Annotated in this window: 19 protein-coding genes; 5 read left to right on the top strand and 14 right to left on the bottom strand. The window is 67.7% G+C overall.

From position 1 onward, the window contains the following. Positions 1-11: 11 nt before the first annotated feature. Genes hpaD through ACVK00_RS23570 form a run of 4 tightly spaced genes read right to left on the bottom strand, consistent with a single transcriptional unit; the run spans position 12 to position 3,845 of the window. Positions 12-860: a 3,4-dihydroxyphenylacetate 2,3-dioxygenase gene (hpaD, locus tag ACVK00_RS23555; RefSeq protein ID WP_175667748.1), complete on the bottom strand. Its 849-nt coding sequence runs from the start codon at positions 858-860 to the stop codon at positions 12-14. 48 nt (positions 861-908) lie between these two features. Next, on the bottom strand, positions 909-2,372 hold the full coding sequence (gene hpaE / locus ACVK00_RS23560) for a 5-carboxymethyl-2-hydroxymuconate semialdehyde dehydrogenase (protein ID WP_284893997.1): 1,464 nt from the start codon (positions 2,370-2,372) through the stop codon (positions 909-911). A gap of 22 nt (positions 2,373-2,394) precedes the next feature. After that, a complete protein-coding gene (locus ACVK00_RS23565) occupies positions 2,395-3,159 on the bottom strand; it encodes a fumarylacetoacetate hydrolase family protein (protein ID WP_228909778.1) in 765 nt (254 codons plus the stop codon). Then, entirely contained in the window at positions 3,156-3,845 is a 690-nt protein-coding gene (locus ACVK00_RS23570) for a fumarylacetoacetate hydrolase family protein (RefSeq protein WP_284893996.1), read from the bottom strand. Before ACVK00_RS23570 ends, ACVK00_RS23565 begins: the two co-directional genes overlap by 4 nt. Positions 3,846-3,997: 152 nt before the next feature. Between ACVK00_RS23570 and hpaR the strand changes: the two genes are divergently transcribed. Beyond that, positions 3,998-4,438 carry a homoprotocatechuate degradation operon regulator HpaR gene (gene hpaR / locus ACVK00_RS23575; RefSeq protein WP_006754041.1) on the top strand — a complete coding sequence of 147 codons (441 nt, stop codon included), beginning with the start codon at positions 3,998-4,000 and terminating at the stop codon, positions 4,436-4,438. Positions 4,439-4,508: 70 nt separating this feature from the next. Here the strand turns inward: hpaR and ACVK00_RS23580 are convergent, their stop codons facing one another. Further along, positions 4,509-5,720 carry an SDR family oxidoreductase gene (locus tag ACVK00_RS23580; protein WP_284893995.1) on the bottom strand — a complete coding sequence of 404 codons (1,212 nt, stop codon included), beginning with the start codon at positions 5,718-5,720 and terminating at the stop codon, positions 4,509-4,511. Between the two features lie 633 nt (positions 5,721-6,353). Between ACVK00_RS23580 and ACVK00_RS23585 the strand changes: the two genes are divergently transcribed. Then, positions 6,354-6,701, top strand: a complete 348-nt coding sequence (locus ACVK00_RS23585) for a DUF3564 family protein (protein ID WP_228909776.1) — start codon at positions 6,354-6,356, stop codon at positions 6,699-6,701. 342 nt (positions 6,702-7,043) lie between these two features. Then, positions 7,044-8,936 (top strand): peptidoglycan D,D-transpeptidase FtsI family protein, encoded by a 1,893-nt coding sequence (locus ACVK00_RS23590; protein WP_284893994.1) that lies wholly within the window; start codon positions 7,044-7,046, stop codon positions 8,934-8,936. Between the two features lie 188 nt (positions 8,937-9,124). Here ACVK00_RS23590 and ACVK00_RS23595 read toward each other — a convergent pair whose 3' ends face one another. From ACVK00_RS23595 to ACVK00_RS23615, 5 genes are all read right to left on the bottom strand, one after another. Beyond that, positions 9,125-10,840 carry a cation:proton antiporter domain-containing protein gene (locus tag ACVK00_RS23595; RefSeq protein ID WP_228909774.1) on the bottom strand — a complete coding sequence of 572 codons (1,716 nt, stop codon included), beginning with the start codon at positions 10,838-10,840 and terminating at the stop codon, positions 9,125-9,127. A 209-nt stretch (positions 10,841-11,049) separates the two neighbouring features. Further along, positions 11,050-12,468, bottom strand: a complete 1,419-nt coding sequence (locus ACVK00_RS23600; RefSeq protein ID WP_284893993.1) for a cytochrome c — start codon at positions 12,466-12,468, stop codon at positions 11,050-11,052. Continuing rightward, positions 12,465-14,243, bottom strand: a complete 1,779-nt coding sequence (locus tag ACVK00_RS23605; protein WP_011658664.1) for a GMC family oxidoreductase — start codon at positions 14,241-14,243, stop codon at positions 12,465-12,467. Before ACVK00_RS23605 ends, ACVK00_RS23600 begins: the two co-directional genes overlap by 4 nt. Further along, entirely contained in the window at positions 14,243-14,980 is a 738-nt protein-coding gene (locus tag ACVK00_RS23610; RefSeq protein ID WP_228909771.1) for a gluconate 2-dehydrogenase subunit 3 family protein, read from the bottom strand. Before ACVK00_RS23610 ends, ACVK00_RS23605 begins: the two co-directional genes overlap by 1 nt. 641 nt (positions 14,981-15,621) lie before the next feature. Then, entirely contained in the window at positions 15,622-16,038 is a 417-nt protein-coding gene (locus ACVK00_RS23615; protein WP_284893992.1) for a DUF3995 domain-containing protein, read from the bottom strand. A 352-nt stretch (positions 16,039-16,390) separates the two neighbouring features. Here ACVK00_RS23615 and ald point away from each other — a divergent pair, with 352 nt between their 5' ends. Next, positions 16,391-17,506: an alanine dehydrogenase gene (ald, locus tag ACVK00_RS23620; protein WP_284893991.1), complete on the top strand. Its 1,116-nt coding sequence runs from the start codon at positions 16,391-16,393 to the stop codon at positions 17,504-17,506. A gap of 13 nt (positions 17,507-17,519) precedes the next feature. Here ald and polX read toward each other — a convergent pair whose 3' ends face one another. Together polX and ACVK00_RS23630 are read right to left on the bottom strand one after the other, a co-directional pair. Beyond that, positions 17,520-19,298: a DNA polymerase/3'-5' exonuclease PolX gene (gene polX / locus ACVK00_RS23625; RefSeq protein ID WP_284893990.1), complete on the bottom strand. Its 1,779-nt coding sequence runs from the start codon at positions 19,296-19,298 to the stop codon at positions 17,520-17,522. A gap of 166 nt (positions 19,299-19,464) precedes the next feature. Further along, positions 19,465-19,857 carry a TraR/DksA family transcriptional regulator gene (locus ACVK00_RS23630; RefSeq protein WP_228909767.1) on the bottom strand — a complete coding sequence of 131 codons (393 nt, stop codon included), beginning with the start codon at positions 19,855-19,857 and terminating at the stop codon, positions 19,465-19,467. A 311-nt stretch (positions 19,858-20,168) separates the two neighbouring features. Here ACVK00_RS23630 and ACVK00_RS23635 point away from each other — a divergent pair, with 311 nt between their 5' ends. Continuing rightward, the gene (locus tag ACVK00_RS23635; RefSeq protein WP_284894059.1) at positions 20,169-20,354 is read left to right on the top strand and encodes a hypothetical protein; all 186 of its coding nucleotides are present in this window, start codon (positions 20,169-20,171) and stop codon (positions 20,352-20,354) included. 87 nt (positions 20,355-20,441) lie between these two features. On the opposite strand, the gene ACVK00_RS23640 is transcribed toward ACVK00_RS23635, so the two are convergent. Then, positions 20,442-21,833 (bottom strand): undecaprenyl-phosphate glucose phosphotransferase, encoded by a 1,392-nt coding sequence (locus ACVK00_RS23640; protein WP_284894058.1) that lies wholly within the window; start codon positions 21,831-21,833, stop codon positions 20,442-20,444. A 32-nt stretch (positions 21,834-21,865) separates the two neighbouring features. Next, complete coding sequence (locus ACVK00_RS23645; protein WP_228909766.1) at positions 21,866-22,648, bottom strand: Crp/Fnr family transcriptional regulator; 783 nt, start codon at positions 22,646-22,648, stop codon at positions 21,866-21,868. Positions 22,649-23,336: the final 688 nt, after the last annotated feature.

Genomic DNA, 23,336 nt, shown 5'->3' on the forward strand with positions numbered 1-23,336 from the left:
TGACGCGGCGCTCAGGCGAGCGGGAAGATCGCGTTGATCTGCCCGGTGCCCGAGCTCGCGAAATAGTCTGTGACGATCTCGACGGGCTTGTCGTAGCGATCCCAGCCGAGCAGGCCGAGCAGCATCGCCGTGTCGTGCATGCCGCCTTCGCCGTGGCAATGCACGTTGTACTCGGGCAGCATCGCGCAGAAGGTCTTGAAATCGCCCTGCTTCCACAGCTCGACCACCCGCAGGTCGACCTGCCGGAAGAATTCGCGGCTGATCTGGTGGATCGATTCCTCGGGGCTGCCGTTGTCGTTGAAGCGATGCGACAACGAGCCGCTCGCGAGGAACGCGACGTTCGAATCGCTCTTCTCGATCGCTTCGAGCAGCGCCTCGCCGAAGCGGCGGCTCTCGTCGAGCTGATGCCACATGCACCAGCCGGCGATCGACACGACCTTGAAGTGCTGGTCGCCGTTCATGTAGCGCATCGGCACGAGCGTGCCGTATTCGAGTTCGAGGCTGTCGATCTCGTGCGCGCGCGTCGCGATCCCGCGCGCGCTGGCCGTCTCGGCGATCAGGCGGCCGAGCGCCGGATTACCCGGATACGCATACTGCATGTCACGGATGAAATGCGGCAGCTCGTTGCTGGTATAGGTGCCGGCAAACCTCGCATTGCAGTTCACGTGGTAGCCGGCGTTGACGAGCCAGTGCACGTCCGACACGACGATCGTGTCGACGCCGAGCGCGCGGCAGCGCTCGCCGATCAGCCGATGACCGCGGATCGCCGCGTCGCGGCAGCCGTGATGTTTGCCGGGCAGTTCCGACAGGTACATCGACGGCACGTGCGTGATCTTCGCGGCGAGGGACAGTTTGCCCATCGTTGAGTCTCCGTATCGTTCGTTCTAGCGGCGCAACGACCCGCGCCGTTACACGCCCCAGCGGGGAATGTGATGCGAACCCATCGAGATACACACGTTCTTGATTTCCGCGAACACCTCGAAGCTGTACTCGCCGCCCTCGCGTCCGGTGCCCGACTCCTTCACGCCGCCGAACGGCTGGCGCAGGTCGCGCACGTTCTGGCTGTTCACGAACACCATCCCGGCCTCGATGCCGCGCGCGAGACGATGCACCTTGCCGACGTCCTGGGTCCAGATGTACGACGCGAGCCCGTAAGCGGTATCGTTCGCGAGTCGCAGCCCTTCTTCCTCGTCGTCGAACGGGATCAGGCACGCGACCGGCCCGAAGATCTCTTCCTGCGCGATGCGCATCCGGTTGTCGACGTCCGCGAACACGGTCGGCCGCACGAAGTTGCCGTTGCGCAGATGGCCCGCGAGGCCCGCCGGCTTGTCCGCGCCGCCCGCGACCACGCGTGCGCCCTCCTGCTCGCCGATCCGGATGTAGCCGGTCACCTTCTCCCAGTGCTGGCGCGTGATCATCGCGCCGAGCTGCGTAGCCGGATCGGACGGGTCGCCGACCACCAGGTTGTTCGCGCGCCGCGCGAATTCCTGCACGAAACGATCGTAGATCGTTCGCTGTACGAAGATCCGCGAGCCCGCGGTACAACGCTCGCCGTTGATCGAGAAGATCGTGAACAGCGACGCGTCGAGCGCGCGGTCGAAATCGGCATCGTCGAAGATCAGCACCGGCGACTTGCCGCCGAGCTCCATCGAATACTTCTTCAGGCCCGCGCGTTCCATGATCCGCTTGCCCGTGACCGTGCCGCCCGTGAATGACACCGCACGCACGTCCGGATGGCGCACCAGCGCATCGCCGGCGGTCGCGCCGTAACCCTGCACGACGTTCAGCACACCTGGCGGAATGCCGGCTTCGAGCGCGAGCCGGCCGAGCTGGTCGGCCGTCAATGGCGACAGCTCCGACATCTTCAGCACGGCCGTGTTGCCGAGCGCGAGACACGGCGCCGTCTTCCACGTCGCGGTCATGAACGGCACGTTCCACGGCGACACCAGCGCGCATACACCGACCGGCTGGTACAACGTGTAGTTCAGCATCTGGTCGTCGACCGGATACGTGCTGCCGTTCATCTGCACGCACACTTCCGCGAAGAAATTGAAGTTCTCGGACGCGCGCGGAATCAGCTGCTTGCTCGTCTGCGCGATCGGCAGGCCGGTGTCCTGCGTCTCGAGCGCGGCGAGCGTCGGCACGTTCTTCTCGATCAGCTCGCCGAGCTTGCGCATCAGCTTCGCGCGCTCCTTCGCGGGCGTGTTCGCCCACTTGGGGAACGCTGCCTTCGCCGCGCGCACGGCCGCATCGACTTCGGCCTCGCCGGCCGACGCGACGTCGGTGATCACATCGCCCGTCGCGGGGTTCAGCGTCGTGAAAGTCTCGCGGCTCTCGACTTCGCGGCCGTCGATCCAGTGCTTGATGGTCATGTGCTCTCCTTGGGCGACGGGCTCAGCCGGCGCGATAGTAGTCTGCTTCGCCGACGATCGTGTTCACGAGCCGGCCGATCCCTTCGATTTCCGTCACGACCTCGTCGCCCGGCTTCGTGTCCGCGAGCCCTTCCGGCGTGCCGGTCAGGATCAGGTCGCCCGGCGAGAGCGTCATGAAGCCGCTGATGTGCTCGATCAGCGCGGGCACGTCGAAGATCATGTCGCGCGTGCTGCCGCGCTGCGTCTCCTGGCCGTTGACCGTCGTGCGCAGCATCAGGTCGCCCGCATCGCCGATCTCGTCGCGGCTGACGAACCACGGCCCGAGCGGCGTGCAGGTGTCGCGGTTCTTCACGCGCAGGTTCGGGCGGTAGTAGTTCTCGAGATAGTCGCGGATCGCGTAGTCGTTCGCGACCGTGTAGCCGGCGACGTGGTCGATCGCCTGCGCACGGCTCACGTTGCGCGCCGGACGGCCGATCACGACGGCCAGTTCGCACTCGTAGTGCATGTGCGTCGCGTCCGTCGGGCGCACGGTGCGCGACCGGTGGCCGATGAACGTGTTCGGCCCCTTCAGGAAGATCAGCGGCTCGCTCGGCGCCTTGAACGCGAGTTCCTTCGCGTGGTCCGCGTAGTTCAGACCGAGCGCGAACGTCGTGCGCGGCGCGACGGGCGGCAGCCACGTCACCTCGTCCTCGGCCAGCACGCGCCCCGTGTCGAGCCGGATCGCGCCGTCGCCGGCCGGCTCGGCCACATGCAGTGCGCCGTTGTAGATCACGCGTGCCGTCTTCATCGTGCGTCCTCCGCAATCAGCGTATGCCGCAACGTGCCGATGCCGGCGGCCGTAATCTCGATCGTGCTGCCCGCGCGGGCGCGCGGTGCGCCGCCCGCGACGCCGAGCAGCAGCACGTCGCCCGCGTCGAACGACATGAAGGCCGTCACGTCGGCGATCAGTTCGCGCACCGGGCGAATCAGCGTGGCCGTCGAGGCGGACACCGCCGTGTCGCCGTCGATCCGCACGGTCAGGCCGATCGCGTCGACGTCGGCAAGCGCCGCCGCCGGCACGATCGCGGGACCCAGCGGGCAAAAGCCGTCGCGACACTTGAAGCGCACAGCGGGACGGTAGTAGTCGGGATGCGGCACCGACACGTCGTTCGCGAGCGTGAAACCGTGCAGGTAGTCGAGCGCCTGCCCGACCGGCACGTGCGTCGCGCGCCGCGAGAACACGACGGCCACCGACGCGCCGATCTCCAGCGCATCGACGCCGGCCGGCACCACGACGGCCGCGCCGTCCGCTGCGTGCGTGTTGGCCGGCTTGATATACAGGATCGGCGCCTGGGGCGGACGACCGTAAGGCGGCGCGTGCACGGCGTCGCCGAGCGCGTCGAGTGCCGCGCGTTCGTTGAGCAGCGCGCCGTAGACGGTACCGATGGCGACCGGCAGCGGCGGTGCCGCGGCGGTCCTGCAAGACAGCTCCATGCGTCATTCCCCTGCCGCGCGTCGCGGCGCATCGTCAATACTTAACATCTTAAGTAAACAATCGTGCGCTGACAACCTCGATTACCCTGATTCACGATATTCGTCACCATCGGCTGTTAAGATTGATGCGTCCCCGTCCATTCCCCACCCCGATGAACCGTACGCTCGACCATCGCAATCTGGCCATGCTGCTGCTCGAGGCCCGCGAAACGCTGATGGGCCTGTTCCGCCCCATTCTCAAGGAATTCGCGCTGACCGAACAGCAATGGCGGATCATCCGCGTGCTCGACGGCGAGCCGGCGCATGCGCTGGAAGCGGGACAGATCGCGCGCCGCTGCTGCATCCTGAGCCCGAGTCTGACGGGCGTGCTGGAACGGATGGAACGCGACGGCCTGATTACGCGCACACGCGCGCAGGAGGATCAGCGCCGGCTGCTGGTGAGCCTGACACCGCAAAGCAGGAAACTGGTGACCGAAATCGGTCCGCGCATCGACGAGCAGTACCGTCAGCTCGAAGCGCGTTTCGGCCAGGACGGCCTCGACGACGTCTACCGTGCGCTCGATCGGCTGATCGAGCTCGGCAACGCGTCTTAGGACCTGCCGTCACCGGGCCGCGGCGAGCGGCGGCGAACCTGGACCGGCAGGCCCGGGATCGCGCGGGCGGTCAGTGCAGCGTGCCGCGCATCAGCTCGGTCACCGCGACGCCGCGTGACGTGCGCATGCATTCCTCGACGTAATCGATGAACGGCAGCGGCTCGAAATCGATTTCGTCGCGCACGCGGCGGTTGTCGAATACGCGATCGACCGTCGCGAATTCCGCGCAACGCTGCAACGCCCGGCCGATCACGCGCTCGAGCGCCGGATCGGGCCGCCCGAGCACGTCACGCACCACGAGCGGCAGTTCGGCCGGCGCGCAAGCGGCGTAGCGCGGCGCGCCCGTCATGCCCGCCGCTTCGTCCATCGCGCGCACGATCTGCGCGACCTGCGGCGCCTCGTCGCCGGCCGACACGTGGTACACGTCGTGCATCAGCGTCGGTTTCACGGCCAGCAGCATCGTCGCACGCGCGACGTCGTCGACCGACACGATGTCGATGCGCGTCATCGGCCGCGCGGTGAAGCGGCGCGCCGCGTGCGCGACGCGGAACATCCAGAACGAATTCGGCGCGGGACGCGTGCCGAGCACCGTGTGACCGACGACGTGCGACGGACGCACGACGACGAGCGGCAGCCCGAGTTCGCGCAGGCGCTGTTCCGTTTCCGCCTTCGCGTGCAGGTAGTCCGCCGCGAGCACCGCGCCGGGCAGCCCGTCGCCGCCCTGCATCGTGCCACTTGCCGCCAAGCCCGCCGCGTCCTCATGCACGATCCCGCCGCGGCCCGCGTGGGCATACGCCGTGCCGACATACACGAAACGCTGCAGCCGCGGCGTGTGCGCGAAGCGAGCGGCGAAGCCCAGCGAGTCGGCGATGTCCGCCTGCAGGTGCGCGCCGTCGGCCGGCGATGCATGGCCCGCGCAGTGGATCACGTGCGTCGCGCCGGCGAGACGCGGCGCGTCGGCGCCCTGCCAGACGTCGCCGAGCGTGCCGACGACCACGTTCGCGTCGCCCAGACGCGACGCCCAGTACGGCGCGAGTCCCGCGCGCAGCGCCGCTTCACGCAGACGCGCGACCGCATGGCCGCGATTCTCGGCGCGCACGACACACACGATCCGCTCGAGCAACCCTGCGTTGACGAGCGCCGTCAGCACGGTGCTGCCGATGAAGCCGGTGGCGCCGGTGAGCACCAGGTGTCCGACGTTGGCCGCCGCGACCGGTGCGCTGGCCGGCGACACGAGGCTCGTGCGCCAGTTGAGCGACAACGCGGTTTTCCAGATCAGCACGATAGTCTCCTTCGAAGAGTCGGCCGGACAGCGCGGCTGCCCCGGATGGCGAGGTCGCACGCGGCGCTCGGCCGGGCCGGGGCCGACGCTCGCCCCGGCAGTCCCGATCTCGCTGCGGCCCGCGATCGCGTCGATCGCGTCTCGGCAGCGCGCCACGGACGGGCGTCCGCGGCGCAGGATCGGGAAACTCCAAGTGTGGGGCCCGATCGCCCGCAAGTCTGTCCCGAAAGTTTCGTGAAAGTGTGTGGATTTGTACGCGAATGTCGGAGTGTGTCGTGCCGGCTGGCTGGCAAATCGTTCAAACGTCCGGTCGTTCGGCGTTCGGTGGGCGTGCGGACGGACGGCCGGGGGGCCCATCGGGTCATCGCTTCGGTGCGACCTTTCGACTCGGACTTCCCCCGAGTCATCGCATGTCCCGGGGCGCGATCGCGCGGTCACGGCGTGCGCATCGCGCTGCCGCCTCCGTTTGCACGCGGCGTCGGATCGCGATGAATCGTCAGACGTCGTTCGATCTGAAACGCCAATACAATTAATTGGAATTTATTGCGGTTTATCACTTGCGTTTCACTGCAGTCTATCTAGACTGTCCAAACCGAAACAGTCAAATGTGTCCTTTTTTCAGGAGACGATCCAATGCGCCTCACTATTCGCATTAATGGCAGCGAATCGGCAACCCGACACGCGTTCGCAGTACTGTGGGTCGATACCGACGAGGGCCTGTGGTCACGCGAGGCACACCAGGGTATCGATCTTCCGACGTGGGGCAAGATTCGGGACGTAGAGGGTGCAATGGCCCTCTGCGCGGCCGATGGCGGCAAGGCCGTGTGCCAGTTGAAGGGCCTGTCGTCCAGTGCGACGCAGCGCGAGCAGGGGCCCGCGGTGCTCGCCGGCGAGCACCCCGATGGCGCATGGCGCCTGCAGGCGGTCGATCGCTCCACGGCGGAGTCGGAAAACCACGAATTTACTTCCGTCGCGCGCTAGGTATTGCTGACGGCATTCCTCTGCGGTTTTGGGGTTTATTCCAGTTTCCGCGATATTCATTTCGATATTCATAAATAAAGTCGCCTCGCTTCGAGGCGATTTTTATTTTCCGGACTCGAAATTAATCGGGGCCGGGTTAATCAAATGGTCCGCCCCGATTTCGTCGGGCGCCGCACCGCCCTTCCAGCCTCCCTCCCGCTTTTTCTCCGCTCGTCCCGGCGTACCGCCACGCCTCTTTTACGGGGCCGAAACATACTTTCCCCACACAATGTTTACTCATTTATTACAATCACATTATTCAGACTGACTTGCCGCCGTCCGGCGGCCCGACCCGGCCCTTGCATGAGCGTGAAAAAGAAGACCCACCCCGCCGATCCGTACGCCGCCGCGACCAAGCATCCGATGCTCGCGTCGCGCCTGCCGATGTGGCGCTCGAAACTGGTCGTGATCATGGTGTCCCTCGGATTCGCCGCGCTGATCGGACGCGCGTTCTGGGTGCAGGTCGCGAACCAGGATTTCTATGTCGGGCAAGGCCAGAAGCGCTACCAGCGCACGATCGAGCTCGACGCGATGCGCGGACGCATCGTCGATCGCAACGGCGCGATGCTCGCGGTCAGCCTGTCGACCTATGAAATCTGGGCGAACCCGAAACAGGTCGCCGAAATCGACTATCCGCAGATCGCCAAGCTGCTCGACATGCCGCTCGCGGAAGTCAGACGCCGCCTGCGCAACGACCGTACGTTCGTGCTGCTGAAGCGGCAGATCGACGCCGATACCGCGAGCCGGCTCGACAAGCTCGCGATCGACGGCATCACGCAGATCGCCGATTCGAAGCGCTTCTATCCGGAAGGCGAGTCGGCCGCGCACGTGGTCGGCTTCACCAACGTCGAGGACAAGGGCCAGGAAGGCGTCGAACTCGCGGCGAATGCGCGGCTGTCGGGTACGTCCGGGCAGCGCGAGGTGATCCGCGACCGGCTCGGGCGCATCGTGTCCGACACGCGCCCGCTCGTCCCCGCGCAGCACGGCGCGACGATCGAACTGACGATCGACCGGCGCATCCAGCAACTCGCGTACAGCCAGCTCAAGGCCGCGGTGCTCGAGAACAACGCGGTGGCCGGCAGCGTCGTCGTGCTCGACGCGCAGAATGGCGAAATCCTCGCACTCTCGAACTACCCGACCTTCGATCCGAACGATCGCTTCCGGCTCACCGGCCAGCAGCTGCGCAACCGCGCGGTGATCGACACGTTCGAGCCCGGCTCGACGATCAAGCCGCTCGTCGTCGCGCTGTCGATCGACGAGCGCAAGGTCACGCCGAACACGATCATCAACACGTCGCCGGGCACCTACAAGATCGGCCCGGCCGTGATCCACGACACGTCGAACCACGGCTCGCTGACCGTCTCGCAGGCGCTGCAGAAATCGAGCAACGTCGCGCTCGCCAAGCTGGCGCTGAACCTGCCCGCCGAAACGATCTGGAACAAGTACCAGGAATACGGGATCGGCCGCGCGCCGGAGCTGACGTTCCCGGGCGTCGCATCGGGCCGCCTGCGCGGCTACAAGCGCTGGCGGCCGATCGAGCAGGCGACGATGGCGTACGGCTACGGGCTGTCGATGTCGCTGCTGCAGATCGCGCAGACCTACACCGCCTATGCGGGCGACGGCACGCTGCACCCGGTGTCGCTGCTGAAGAGCGGCACCGATCCGCTGACGATGGACGCCCGTCGCGGGCACCGCGTGACGTCGCCGCAAACCGCGGCGGCGATCCGCTCGATGCTCGAGTCGGCGGTCGGCGAAGGCGGCACGGGGCGCCGCGCGCGCGTCGACGGCTACCGGATCGGCGGCAAGACGGGCACGGCGCGCAAGCAGGTCGGCGCGACCTATGCGAAGGGCAAGTACCGCGCACTGTTCGCGGGGATGGCGCCGATGAGCAACCCGCGTCTGATCGTCGCGGTGATGATCGACGAGCCGCGCGGCAAGGGCTACTACGGCGGCACGGTGGCCGGCCCGGTGTTCTCGTCGGTCACGAGCGGCGCGCTGCAGTTGCTCGGCGTGCCGCCCGATGCGCCGGTCGAGCCGACGCCGAATGCGCCGGCCAGGGGCGCGGCACCGCAGAAGCCAGGCGCGGCGCCGAAGGCCGCGGTGCAACCGAAGACGGCGGCCGCGCAGAAGGCGGCGACGCCGGTGAAGACGGCCGCGCAATCCGGCGCGACCGTACAGGCGAAGGCGGCAGGCTGAAACCCATCGCGTGATACCGGGCGCGGCTGCCGGCGAATGCGTCCGCTATTCGCCGCGTCGAATGCCGCTCATGCGCCCTTTCGCCGTCCCGACGGCCGGCGCAGTCCCGACAGCCGACGCAATCCCACTGGCCGCGCGAACGCGGCCGGGCGTGTGGCGGGGTCGTCGAATACGAGTAGGCGCCACCGTCAATGCGCAGCCGCCACCGGCTTGACCATCCGGCCGAGCACATGCTCGGTCATCCCGCGCGCGAGTTCGCTCTCGCCCATGAACACGGTGCCGACGCCCTCGCTCGACAGCAAGTCGGCCTCGTCGCCGCTGTTCGTGCACAGCACGACCTCCAGCGTCGGGTTCAGCGTGCGCGAGATCTCGACGATTTGCCGCACGTCGAACACGTCCGGCAGCGTGACGACCAGCATCCCGGCACGCGCGATATGCGCCTGCACGAGCACGACCGGCTCGATCGCGTCGCCCGACACGGCCGCGACGCCGTCCGCGCGCAGCTTCTCGACGAGTTCGCGGTTCTGCTCGACGACGACATAGGCGATCCCGCGCTCGTCCAGCGCATGCGCGATGCGCGTGCCGACCTTGCCGTAGCCGACGATCACGACCTGACCGGTCAGGTGCGTCTGCGGCGTCGACATCGGCAGCGCGGCGAGCGGATCGTCGCGCGCCTCGAGCTTGCGCGCGAACGCCGAATGCTTGCGAATCCAGGCGAGCGCCGGATCGATCATCGCGAACAGCAGCGTGTTCATCGCGATCGAGATCAGCGCGACCGCGAGAATCAGGCTCTGCCCCTCGGCCGACAGCAAACCGAGCGCCCGGCCGAGACCCGCGAGGATGAACGAGAACTCGCCGATCTGCGCGAGGCCCGCGCCGACCGTCAGCGCGGTGTTCAGCGGATAACGGAATGCAATCACGAGCGCGACCGCCGCGAGCGTCTTGCCGATCAGCACGATCGCCGCGACCTCGATCACGTGCAGCGGCTCGGTGAGCAGCACCTTCGGGTCGAACAGCATCCCGACCGAAATGAAGAACAGCACCGAGAACGCGTCGCGCAGCGGCAGCGTCTCGTCGGCCGCGCGCCGGCTGAACTCCGACTCGCGCATCATCATCCCGGCGAAAAACGCGCCGAGCGCGAACGACACGTCGAACAGCTTCGCCGCGCCGAACGCGATGCCGACCGCTGCCGCGATCATGCACAGCGTGAACAGCTCGCGCGAACCGGTGCGCGCGACGAGCCACAGAATGCGCGGGAACACGCGCTTGCCGACCACGAGCATCAGCACGATGAACGCGGCGACCTTCAGCATCGTGACGCCGAGCGTGCCCCACACGCTGCCGCCGGCCGCGTGCGCGTCGCCGGGCGGCGTGCCGCCGAGCAACCCCGCGACGGGCGGCAGCAGCACGAGCACGAGCACCATCACGAGATCCTCGACGACGAGCCAGCCGACCGCGATGCGTCCGTTGACCGTCTCGACGAGCCCGCGCCCTTCCAGCGCGCGCAACAGCACGACCGTGCTCGCGACCGACAGCGCGAGCCCGAACACGAGCGCCGCGCCGAGGCTCCAGCCCCAGGTGAGCGCAAGCCCGCCGCCGAGCAGCGTCGCGACGGTAATCTGGACGACTGCCCCCGGCAGCGCGATCTTGCGCACCGCGAGCAGATCGCCAAGCGAGAAATGAAGGCCGACGCCGAACATCAGCAGCATCACGCCGACTTCGGCAAGCTGCTGCGCGAGCGACAGGTCGCCGACGAAACCGGGCGTGCCGGGGCCGATCACGATACCGGCAAGCAGATAGCCGACGAGCGGCGGCATTTTCAGCAGCGACGCGAGGTAACCGAAGATCATCGCGAGACCGAAACCGGCCGCGAGCAACGCAATCAGGCTGACGTCATGAGGCATCCCCCCTCCCAGGCTCTTGTAACGATTTAGTAAGGTTCAAGAGTGAAAGGATAAGGGATGAGGCGGAAGAATGGCGCCCCACCGCGAAATTTTCACGTGGCGGCGCGCCATTGCGGGGTACAACCCCGGTCGGAAGGAACGTGTCCCGCGCGCCGGCCGGCGCCGCGAGACGGAGCGAGCGGGCGGGGCCGGCTGCCCCGCCGCCCGCGTCAGCGGGATGCCTGCGGGAACCGCGCGCCCGGCGGCGGCTCCGGTCGCGTCGACGGCACGCTCTTGCGCACCTTCGCGACCTGCGCGGCCGTGATCGCCGCACCCGTATTGCCCCAGCTCGTGCGCACGAAATTCGACACGTCCGCGACTTCCTGGTCCGACAGGCGCCAGCCGAACGGCGGCATCGTGAAGGTCGACGGCGCGGTGCGCGTCCCCGCGAGTGCGCTGCCTTCCAGCACGACGTGGATCAGCGACGTCGGATCCTCGCCCTGCACGACCGGGTTGCCGGCGAGTGCCGGGAACACGCGCGTGTAGCCGTGGCCGTCGCTGCGGTGGCAGGCCATGCAGTTGTCGCGATAGACGGCCGCGCCCGGCTTGCTCGCGTCGCCGCCCTGCAGCGCCTTCGCGGCGGCCGCGTCGTACACGTGCGGCTGCTCGCCCTGCACGCGCGGCGGCAGCGTCTTCAGGTAGCGTGCGATCGCGGTCAGGTCGTCGTCGGTCATGTGCTGCATGCTGTGGCCGACCACGTCCGTCATCCCGCCGAATGCGGCCGTGCGCAGCGTGCGGCCGGTCTTCAGGAACTGCACGATCTCGGTTTCGGTCCACGCGCCGAGCCCGGTGCGCGGCTCGCCGCGCAGGCTCGTCGGCACCCAGCCGTCGATCGCCGCGCCGCCGGCCAGGAAGTCGAGGCCGCCCGCATCGGTCAGCGCGCGCTCCTGCATCGTCACCGCGCGCGGCGTGTGGCACGCGCCGCAATGGCCGAGCCCCTCCACGAGATACGCGCCGCGCGCGATCACCGGATTGGTATACGGCGTCGCATCGAACGGCTTCGGCGTCGGCGCGAACAGCTTGCGCCAGAACGTCAGCGGCCAGCGCATCGACAGCGGCCACACGATGTCGACCGCGCGGTTCTCGTGCTCGACCGGCGCCACGCCGTGCATGAAGTACGCGTAGAGCGCCTTCACGTCGTCGTCGTTCAGACGCGCGTAGGACGGGAACGGCATCGCCGGGTACATCGTGTCGCCGTTCTTGCGGACGCCCTCGCGCACCGCGCGGGTGAAGTCCTCGAGCGTCCAGCCGCCGAGGCCCGTCTTCGGATCCGGCGTGATGTTGGTCGAATAGATCGCGCCGATCGGCGTGTCGAACTTCAGGCCGCCCGCGAACGGCTTGCCGCCGCTCGCCGTGTGGCACGCGATACAGTCGCCGGCGCGGGCCAGGTATTCGCCACGCTTGACGAGGGCCGCGTCGGCCGACTGTGCGGCCGGTGCGGCTGCCGGGCCCGAAGCCGGCGCCGCCGGTTGCGCGAAGGCCGACCCGCCGGCGAGACCGAGCGCCGCCCATGCCGTGCCGATCGCCAGTGCGCGCCGCAGCGGGGACATGCCGCGCGCGGCGTTGTAATGGTTCACTGTCCTCTTCATACGGTCACCAGCGGGGCGGGATTTTTCAGGTATTGCTCGCGGATCGCGCGTGCCGACCAGTAGGCCAGCGCGGCGATGATCCCGGTCGGGTTGTAGCCGATGCCCTGCGGCAGCGCCGACGCGCCCATCACGAACACGTTGTGCACGTCCCAGCACTGCAGGTAGCGGTTCAGCACGCTCGTCTTCGGATCGGTGCCCATGATCGCGCCGCCGACCAGGTGGGTCGTCTGGTACGCGCGCGAATCGAAATGCTTGCCGAACTCGCGCGTCGACACGCCGATCGCCTTCGGCCCCATCGCCTCCGCGATCTTCTTCATCTGCCCGGTCACGTACTGCGCCATCCGGATGTCGTTGTCCTTCCAGTCGAAGGTCATCCGCAAGAGCGGCTGGCCGTACGAATCGCGATAGGTCGGATCGAGGTCGAGGTACACGTCGCGGTACGACATGTTCGTGCCGTGCGCATCCATCGAGATCGTGTGCGCGTAGTTGTCCTTGACCGCCTTCTTCCACGCCGAGCCCCACTGCGGCGTGCCGGGCGGCGTCGCGATGCCGCTGATCGGCTTCACGCCGGCCTGGTTCACCCACAGCGGCGAGCCGCCGACGAAGCCGAGCGGGCCGTGGTCGAAGTTGTCCGCGTTGAAGTCGTCCACCGCGACGCCGTTGCCGCCCGCGCCGATGAACGGGTTCGTGTAGGTGTCCTTGTCGAAGAACGCCTTGATCGTCGACAGGTTCTGGTACGCGAAATTGCGGCCGACCACGCCTTCGCCCGAGATCGGGTCGTACGGCTTGCCGATGCCCGACAGCAGCAGCAGGTGCACGTTGTGATACTGGAACGCGGCGACGATCACGAGATCGGCCGGCTGATGCACTTCACGGCCGGCCGGGTCGACGTAGGTGACGCCCGTGGCGCGCTTTTTCGTGTCGTCCAGGTCCACGCGCAGCACGTGGCACTTCGAGCGCAATTCGAAGTTCGGCACCTGCTTCAGCGCGGGCAGGATGTTCAGGTTCGGCGACGCCTTCGAGTACATGTAGCACGCGTAGCCGCTGCAGTAGCCGCAGAAGTTGCACGGCCCCATCTGCACGCCGTACGGGTTCGTGTACGGCCCCGACGTGTTCGCCGACGGCAGTCGGTACGGATGCAGCCCGAGCGATTTCGCCGCGTCGGAGAAACGCTGCGCCGAATAGGTGTTGAGCTGCGCGGGCAGCGGGAAGTTGTCGCTGCGGTTCGCCTCGAACACGTTGCCGTCGCCGACCACCTTGCCGCCGACCTTGTACGCCTGCCCCGACGTGCCGAACACCTTCTCCGCGAAGTCGAAATACGGCTCGAGCTCGTCGTAGCTGACGCCCGTGTCCTGGATCGTCATGCCTTCCGGGATGAACTTCTTGCCGTAGCGCTCTTCGTAGTGGCTGCGCAGGCGCAGCTCCTCCGGCGTGATCCGGAAGTGCACGCCCGACCAGTGCAGCCCCGCGCCGCCGACGCCTTCGCCCGGCAGGAACGCGGCGAGCTGCCGGTACGGCAGTGCGGTGTCCTGCACGCCGTGGCGGATCGAGACGGTCGTCTTCGACAGATCGAGGAACAGCTTCTTGCGAACGTTGTAGGTCAGCTCGTCGATCGTGTTCGGATACGCGCCGTCCGGATAGGTGTCGCGATACTCGCCGCGCTCGAGCGCGACGACGTTCAGGCCCGCTTCGGTCAGTTCCTTCGCGAGAATCGCGCCGGTCCAGCCGAAGCCGACAATCACCGCATCGACGTGCGGCTTCTTTTCCGCGGCCATCAGCTGCGCTCCCCGTTGATCGAAACCGGGCCGTACGGATACGGCTTGCCGTTCTGGTTGACGAAATCCATGAAGTCGGCGCGCGCGCCCGGAAAACCGATCATCTTCCACGCGGCCATGTCGTGATTGCCGCCATGCACCGGATCGCAGAAGTAGCCTTCGCGCGTGTTCTGCAGCAACTGGCCGAAGAACACGGTGGACGGCACGTCGTCGATCTGCGCGCCACCCTTCTCCAGTGCGCCGAGCACGGTGTCGCGGGTCGGTGCATCGAGGTCGGCGAACGTCTTGCCGTGCGCCTTTTCGCAATAGCGGTTGACCGCCGCGATGCCGAGCCGGTAGATGTCGCGCGGCACGAGCTTGAGCTGATAGCCGAGCTCGGGCACGCCCTGCTGGAACGGCCCCTGCATGTACCACGTCGCGCCGTGCGCATACGGGGTTTCCATCTGGCGGTCGATGAATTCGGGCACGCCGGTGTCGAGGGCGCCGGGGCCCTCGGCATCGGCCGGGATCAGCCGGTCGACGGCGGCCTGGACGAACGCCCACTCCTTCGCATCGAAGAAAGTCGGCTTGTACGGCGCGCGTTCGGCGCCGGCCGACGCGGTGGACGCATTGCCGGCCGTGGTCGCGGACGACGACGAGCGCAGGTCGCAACCGGCGACCGACGCGATCGGCACGAGCGCGACCGACGTGCGCAGGAAACGGCGACGCGAATTGGGTTTGTCGGGTGGCGTGGACATGGTCGGATGTTGATCGTTGGGGAGCTTGGTTCGGGGACGCGCATTCCGTATGCGCCATGCCCGACCGGTAGCCATGCCGCATGCGGCCGGCATCCTGTTCCTGCTGTGTTGCGAACACTCTCGATGCGGGCGCCGGCCGCGCATTGCGTGACGGCGCCATCATGCAGCCGCAGGCGCGCCGGTTCGGGCGCGCCACGCGGGTCGACCTCTTCGCGGGCCTTATCGTCGGACAAATGCCGGGCTTCTCACGTCATTTACCCGCCATCGCCATGGCCCTGGTTCAACTTAGACGCCGCGCTGGCCGACGGCAAGCGCAACGTGCACGACCCTCATTTCGGGCCTGGCGACGAGTGCCGCGAATTATAGATGGAACCGGTTCCATTTCCAAAGGGTTAGATGCAATTCATTGCATCGAAAATCGCAACAATTGAAAAATGCGGGAGCCGGAATATGCAAGAGCCGCAGCCCGATCACGTCGTTGCTCGCGGAGGGGTGCCGGACGCAGGCGCGGGTTTCGCCCGGTCGGTGCAGGTCGTTTTCAGGCATAACCCGCGCGCCCCGGTCGGTGCTTTCGTGGAGGCGCCGCGACGCGCGTTACGGCTTCACTCGCTGCAAGATGACCGCCCCGATCGGCCCGGCGCTCACCACGGCCACAGCATCGATGCGAGCGACAACGCGAGCGCCGCGCAAAACGGCGAGTAACAGAGGCTGTCCATCCGCGCGAAACGCGACCCGCGGATCCGCTTGAAGAAGCCGACGTAGCGGAAATCGCCGACCGCGCGCACCGCGAAGATCAATGCGAGCGCAACGACCGCGAACGCGATCGCGCCGGGATACAGGTTCGGCCACAGCCAGCCCGCGCGCGACGCCACCGCGCCTGCACCGGCCAGCAACGCCGCCGCGACGGCGAGCGTGCCGGGCGCGCTCGGCCGCAGCAGCGGCACGCCGTCGTGTTCCGGAATGGCCGCCCGCTTGCCGAGCCTTCCGCCGAACGCCCAGTAGACGTGAACCAGTGCGATCGCGCAAAGCGTCGGCACGCTGAAATACGCGCCCGTCATGTCGGTAAGGTTCCTTGCTTCATCGTGTCGTTGTGTCGCGTGATCCAGCCGGAACGATTCCGGCACGCGGCCCCGCTCCGCGGCACCCAAGACGATACCCAAACCGCGTGCCGCGCGCATTGCGACGTCCGGTCGCAATGCGCCACGCCGCGTGCTGCGGTGCAGTGCGCGCACCGTCGCGGCGGGCCGCCGCTTGACTTCCCTCCGGGCACCACTACCCTTTTATTCCAATACGGCAATCGGACCGTGCATGCGCACCCGTCGCACACGTGCCGTTCGCCGGCACGCACGGTCGGACGATCGCAGCGCGCTCGGGCACGACAACAATGACGAATACCCAAGGAGACGACTCATGCTGATCGGTGTGCCGAAAGAGATCAAAAACCATGAATACCGCGTCGGCCTCACGCCGGCCGGCGCGCGCGAACTCACGCGGCATGGCCACCACGTGCTCGTGCAGCGCGGCGCGGGCACCGCGATCGGCCTGCTCGACGACGACTACACGGCCGCCGGCGCGGCGCTGTGCGACGACGCACGCGACCTCTTCGCGCGCGCCGACATGATCATCAAGGTCAAGGAACCGCAGGCCGCCGAGTGCGCGATGCTGCGGCGCGGGCAGATTCTTTATACGTACCTGCATCTCGCGCCCGATCCCGAGCAGGCCGCCGCGCTCGTGAAGTCCGGCGCGGTCTGCATCGCGTACGAAACCGTGACGGGCCCGGGCGGCGGGCTGCCGCTGCTCGCGCCGATGAGCGAGGTCGCGGGACGCATGTCGATCCAGGTCGCGGCGACGCACCTCGAAAGCCCGCGCGGCGGCCGCGGCGTGCTGATGGCCGGCGTGCCCGGCGTGCCGGCCGCGCACGTCGTGGTGCTCGGCGCGGGCGTGGTGGGCACCGGTGCGCTGCAGATGGCGGTCGGCCTCGGCGCACGCGTCACCGTGCTCGACACCAACGTGGGCCGGCTGCGCCAGCTCGACCTGATCTTCGCGAACCGGATCGCGACCGTCTGCTCGAACGCACATACGATCGACGAAGCCGTGCGCGACGCCGACGTCGTGATCGGCGCGGTGCTCGTGCCGGGCGCGTCGGCGCCGCGGCTCGTCACGCGCGACATGATCGCGACGATGCGCACGGGCGCCGTCGTCGTCGACGTCGCGATCGACCAGGGCGGCTGCTTCGAGACATCGCACGCCACGACGCATGCGCAGCCGACCTTCGTCGTCGACGGCGTGGTGCACTACTGCGTCGCGAACATGCCGGGCGCGGTCGCGCGCACGTCGACGTTCGCGCTGAACAATGCGACGCTCGGCCATGCGCTCGCGCTCGCCGACAAAGGCTGGAAACGCGCGATGACCGACGACCCGTATCTGCGCGCGGGCCTGAACGTGTGCGACGGCCACGTCACGTACGAGGCCGTCGCGCTCGCGCTCGGCCTGCCGTACGTCCCGGCGGAAGACGTGCTGGCCTGAGCCTGGCGCGCCGTCACGCGCCCTTCGGGCGGTCGCGCTTCGACGCGCCGCCCGCGCTGTCCGCACCGCCCATCGTGCGCGCCAGCAGCGGCCGCAGTTGCGCGAGCGTGCGCGTGTTGAGCACGTCGTGCCGCGTGAGCCAGCCGCGCCGCGCGTGGCCGACACCGTATCCGAGGTTGTCGAGATCGTCCGCGCAGCAGGCGTCCGAGCCGATCGCAACCGCGACGCCGGCCTTCGCGGCCTCGCGGCACCACAGGTCCGGCAGATCGAGCCGCCGCGGGTCGCCGTCGAGTTCGACGAAGCAGCGGCGCGCGGCGGCCGCGGCGAGCACGCGCGGCACGTCGAGTTCGCATGCGTCGCGTTCGCCGAGCAGCCGGCCGGTCGGATGCGCGAGGATCGTGAAATACGGATGATCGATCGCGCGCAGGATCCGCTCGATCTGCCTGTCGCCCGGCAGGTCGAAGCCGTCGCGCACCGCGCCGACGACGAGGTCGAGCCGGCCGAGCACGTCGTCGGGCACATCGAGGCTGCCGTCCTCGCGAATGCCGGCCTCGACGCCCTTCAACAGCACGAAATCATCGAACGACGCATTGAGGCGGTCGATCTCGTCGATCTGCCGCACGAGCCAGTCGCAATCGGTACGGCCGCCGCCGGCATCCGGCATGCGATCGGTGACGGCCAGATACGCGAGCCCGCGCGCGCGGGCCGCGTCCGCCATCGCACGCAGGCTGTCGCGCCCGGCCGACGCGTCGGTATGCGCGTGCAGATCGCCGTGAACGTGCTTGCGCTCGACCAGCGCCGGCAGCGTGCCGGCGCGCGACGCGTCGATCTCGCCACGGCCCTCGCGCAATTCGGGCGGCACCCAGTGAAGGCCGATCGCCTCGTAGACGGAGGCCTCCGTCGCGCCCGCGATCCGTTCGTCGCCGCGGAACACGCCGTATTCGTTGATCTTCAGGCCGCCGGCCTGCGCGATCCGGCGCAGCGCGATGTTGTGCGCCTTCGATCCGGTGAAATAGACGAGCGCCGCGCCGAACGCGTCGGCGTCGACGACGCGCAGGTCGACCTGCAACCCGTTGCCGAGCATGACGCTCGAACGCGTCTTGCCGTTCGCGAGCACGCGCGCGACGTCGCCGCAGCCGACGAACGCGTCGGCCACCGCGGCCGGATCGCGTGCGCTCACGAGGATGTCGAGATCGCCGACCGTCTCGCGGCAACGCCGAAAACTGCCGGCCGGCACCACGTCGCCGACGCCGGCCACCTGGCGCAGCCGCTCCAGCATCGGTCTCAGCGATTGCGCGGCATCGGGCAGCAGGAAGCGCTGCGGCTCGCGCTGCAGGCGATCGTCGATCGCGTCGAGCAGATGCGCTTCGGTCTTCGCGCCGAAGCCCGGCAGCGCGCGCACGTGCCCGCTCTTCGCTTCGGCGCGCAACTGTTCGAGCGAATCGACGTGCAATGCATCATGCAGCACCTTCACGCGTTTCGCGCCGAGCCCCGGCACGTCGAGCAGTTCGACGATCGCGCCCGGCAACGCATGGCGCAGCGTTTGCTGCAGTTCGCAGGTGCCGGTCGCGGCGATCTCGCGCAGCTTCGCCGCGAGATCGGCGCCGATCGAGGGAATCTGGCCGAGATCGCCACCGTTCGCGATCATCGCCGGAATGTCGCGCCCGTAGTCGGCAATCGTACGGGCCGCGTTGCGATAGGCGCGCACCCGGAATGGATTCGCGCCCTGGATCTCGAGCATGTCGGCGATTTCGGCGAATACGGCCGCGCACTCGGCATTGTGGATCGGCATGATCGGCGTGGCTCCCTTCCACGTGGATGGCGCCGTGCGCTGACGCGCCGGCGTCTGCCCACCCGGCGCCGCATGTCGACGGCGGCGGGCGCCCGTTGGTCATCTGCTCCGGTTGCCGGTGTCGCGCTGCGCGGGGCCCGCTGCCGGCGCGGCCCCGGTGCCGACGTCAGAGCGATGCGCGTGGCGTCGTCGCGTAGCGACGCTCGTACACCGACTGGCAATGCGTGCAGCGCTCGGCGCTCGGCCGCGCGAGCAAACGCTCGTAGTCGACCGGCGCATCGCAGTCGATGCACTCGCCGTAGCTGCCGTCGCGCATGCGCTGCTGTGCGCGCCCGATCGCACGCAACTCGGCCAGCTTCATGCCGATCAATGCATGATCCATGTCGACGAACAGATCGGCATTCGCCTCGTCGCCCTCGTCCGGCGCCGCGCCGGCGAGTTCGGCATAGGACTCCGACGCGCGCTGGTCCTCGGTCGTCCGGATATCCGCCCGCAACGTCTGCTCGCTCTCGGTCAGCCGCCGCTGCAGCGTCTGCCGTTGTTGTTGGTCGAGCGCCATCGCCGTCTCTCCTTTTCCGGGTTCCCGCGCAATGAGGCATGCGGCGCGTGGTTGTCGCGCCGTGCCCGGATACGCGCCCGGCCGCACGAGGCGCCGGACGCATTCGACGCAGCATAAACCCAATGCACACGCATGTGTTGACCGGCGTCAGCGCCCGCATCGCGCGCACGGAAACCGGGGACGGACGCGAAAACCCGCTCGAGCGCATTCGTCCGACATAGCGGCCGTTGAGATCGATCAATCCCCTGTACAAAGTTGCGTCATAGATTGAAAACATGCGCGGCGAATCCGCGGCTTTCCGGGAGAACGTCATGGTATTCGGCGTCGTCATCTGGGTGGCCCTTGCGGCCCTGTTCCCGACGATGGTCGTGCCGACGATTCAGCACGCCATCCAGCCGTCCAGCGCGCAAACCGCGCCCGACGCTCACCCCGCCGCTTCGCCGGCCGTCTCGCCCGCTGCATTGCCGGCGGGTGGGCAGCCGCCGTCGGACAGTTGAGCGCGGGGCCGGTTTCTGGTTTGCGGTTGCGGTGCCTGTTGAATCGAGGCCGACTTCCTCACCCGCAATACTTCGCATTCCTCTCAATCAGAATGCATTGCGTCCGACGAAGCCGCGCACGACCGTCATCAGGATGATCTTCATGTCGAACCAGAAGCTCCAGTTCTGCATGTAGAACAGGTCGAGCTTCACGCGTGCGGCCATTGCCTCGACCTTGCGCGTCTCGCCCCGATAGCCGTTCACCTGCGCCCATCCCGTGATCCCCGGCCGCACGCGATAGCGATACATGTAGCAGTCGATCAGTTGCCGGTAGAAGTCGTCGTGTTCGATCGCATGCGGACGCGGGCCGACCACCGACATCTGGCCGGACAGCACGTTGAAGAACTGCGGCAGCTCGTCGAGCGACGTGCGTCGCAGGAACGCGCCGACCGGCGTGATGCGCGCGTCGTTGCGCGAGGCCTGCCGCACGACGCCCGGCTGCGCGCGATGCGCGCGCATCGTCCTGAACTTGAGGATATGGAACTCCCGCCCGTCGGCGCCCTTGCGACGCTGCCTGAACAATACGGGCCCTGGCGACGACAGCTTCACCGCGATCGCCAGCACCGCGAGCAGCGGCAGCAGCGGAATCAGCACGGCGACCGCGAACAGCCGGTCGAACGCGAACTTCGCCCACAGTTCCGGTGCGGAACGCGGCGTGGTCGCGAGGTTGATCGCCGGCATGCCGAGCACATCGGTCGCGGAACGCTCGACGACCGCCATCTGCCGCACGTCCGGCAACAACCGCAGCTCGACGAACTCGTCACGCAGTTCGCGCACGATGCGCCGGATGCGCGACTCGTGCGACATCGGCAGCGTGAGCCACACTTCGTCGATCTCGCCCGCGCGGATCATGCGCCGCAGCGCGACCCAGTCGTCGATCACCGGCACACCGCCGATCCCGTCCGCCGCGGCGGCGGCCGGCGCATCGTCGTCGAACACGCAGGCCGCCGCGAACAGTCCGGCCGGCTCGAGCTGCATGCGCTCGATCGCCACGCGTCCGTAAGCGGTCGCGCCGACGATCGCGACCCGCCGCTGCCGCGCGCGCGGATCGCCGCGCTGCATCGCCAGCGCGCATAGCGCCAGCCTGCCGAGCAGCAGCGCCGCGTCGCCGGACAGCACCGTCCGCGCGATCCAGCGCGTCGTGACCGTACCGCCACGGTTCATGATCCACATCGTGCCGACCACCGTCAGCGCGCCCGCGCACACGACGGCAACCACCGTGCGCGTCAGCACGACCCCGCCGCCCTGCGGCGACGCCCCACCGCGCGACACGCGCACGGTGCGCGGCAACAGCGCGACGGTCAGCACGCACAGCAATGCAATCGCGCCGCGCTGCGCATCCGACAGATCACGCCACGCGAGCCCCATCGCGGCCTGCGCGGCGAGGGTTCCCGCCAGCACGAGCGCGACGTCGGCCGCGGCGACCGCGGCACGCCGCATCGCATTCGTTCCACCCGCCAGCGCATGCATCGTCACGCACCGTGCGCGGGGAATCCGCCGTGCATGTCCTGCATGCGCTGCCGCACCGGCATCGCTCGCGCGCCGGCTCGCGAGCCGAGCAGCCGGCGATAGTCCGCACGAATCAGCTCGTAGCACTCACATGCCTGACGCTCCAGACCGTCGCGATCGAGCACGGTGATGCGGCCGCGCCGCTGCCGGATCAGCCCGGCCTCCTGCAGATTGCCGGCCGCTTCCGTCACGCCTTCGCGACGCACGCCGAGCATGTTCGCGATCGTCTGCTGCGTGACGGCCAGTTCGTCGCCGTCGATCCGGTCGTGCGCGAGCAGCAGCCAGCGACTCAATTGCTCGCTGACCGAGTGGTGGCGGTTGCACAGCGCGCTGCGCGAAACCTGCGCCATCATCGCCTGACAGTAGTTCAGCAGCAGGCGGTACGTCGCCGGAGAACGTTCGAATTCCGAGCGCATGATGCAGCTCGGGACGCGATAGGCCATCCCGCCGATGCGGACTTCGACGCGGTTCGACACCGCGGTGCCGCCGACCAGCGTCGCCAGGCCGACCGCGCCTTCGCGGCCGACCATCGCGACCTCGACCATCGCCCCGTCCTCCATCAGGTGCTGCACGGACATCATGGCGGTGGTCGGGAAATGCAGGTGGCGCATCGGCTCCCCGACCCGGTCGAGCATGCCGGCCTTGATCCTGACCAGTTCGAGATGCGGTGCAATGGCACGGATGCTGTCCTCGGGGAGGGCACCGAGAATGGCATTCGCCGAGTAGCTCGAGTGAAGATGAAGCATGGCTGTATCCCTTTTATTGTCCGCGCCGCATGCAGCCGCGTCAGCGGAACTCGTTATCGCGATGCGCGCCCGGACGACGACGCGGGTTGCGGCCACAACCCTCGACCGAATCGACCTTCGGCTTCACGCCGCCGGATCGAATCGGCAGTCCCGTTTCGACACGCCTGCCCGAATAAGCGATTTACGTGCCAATACCCGCTCCATCCTTAATATATAAATGACACGCGATTCAGAGCACCTGAATAGCCGGTCGAAAACTGCAAAAAGCGTCTCATTTCCGGACACCCCCCGCCGTCGCGGACACAGCATGCGATTCGACTGATCAATGATCACGTCGCGCGCGGTGGCGCCAGCAGCGGTGCGCGACGCTTATCGTTCAAATACTTACGGCCCGTTTTCAATTGTTTCCGTGATGTCCCGCACGGCGCCGGAGCAGCGTACCGGGCCTCAAATGACCGTTTGAAACTGTCTCAAATTTGAATCGATCCACTAATTCGCGGCTTTGTAGGCTAACGCACACATCCCAACTAAGCCTATGATTCAATTGAATAAAACGAGCCACCAATATTGATTGTCAAATAATGTTCAATACATTCCGAATAATTTCCCGGTACGATTTGCATCGTCGTCCGATTGATTCACGATCAGCACTGAATTCATCACTTATCCGCCAATCCACTTCGATACG

The organism is Burkholderia sp. PvR073, assembly GCF_054055695.1.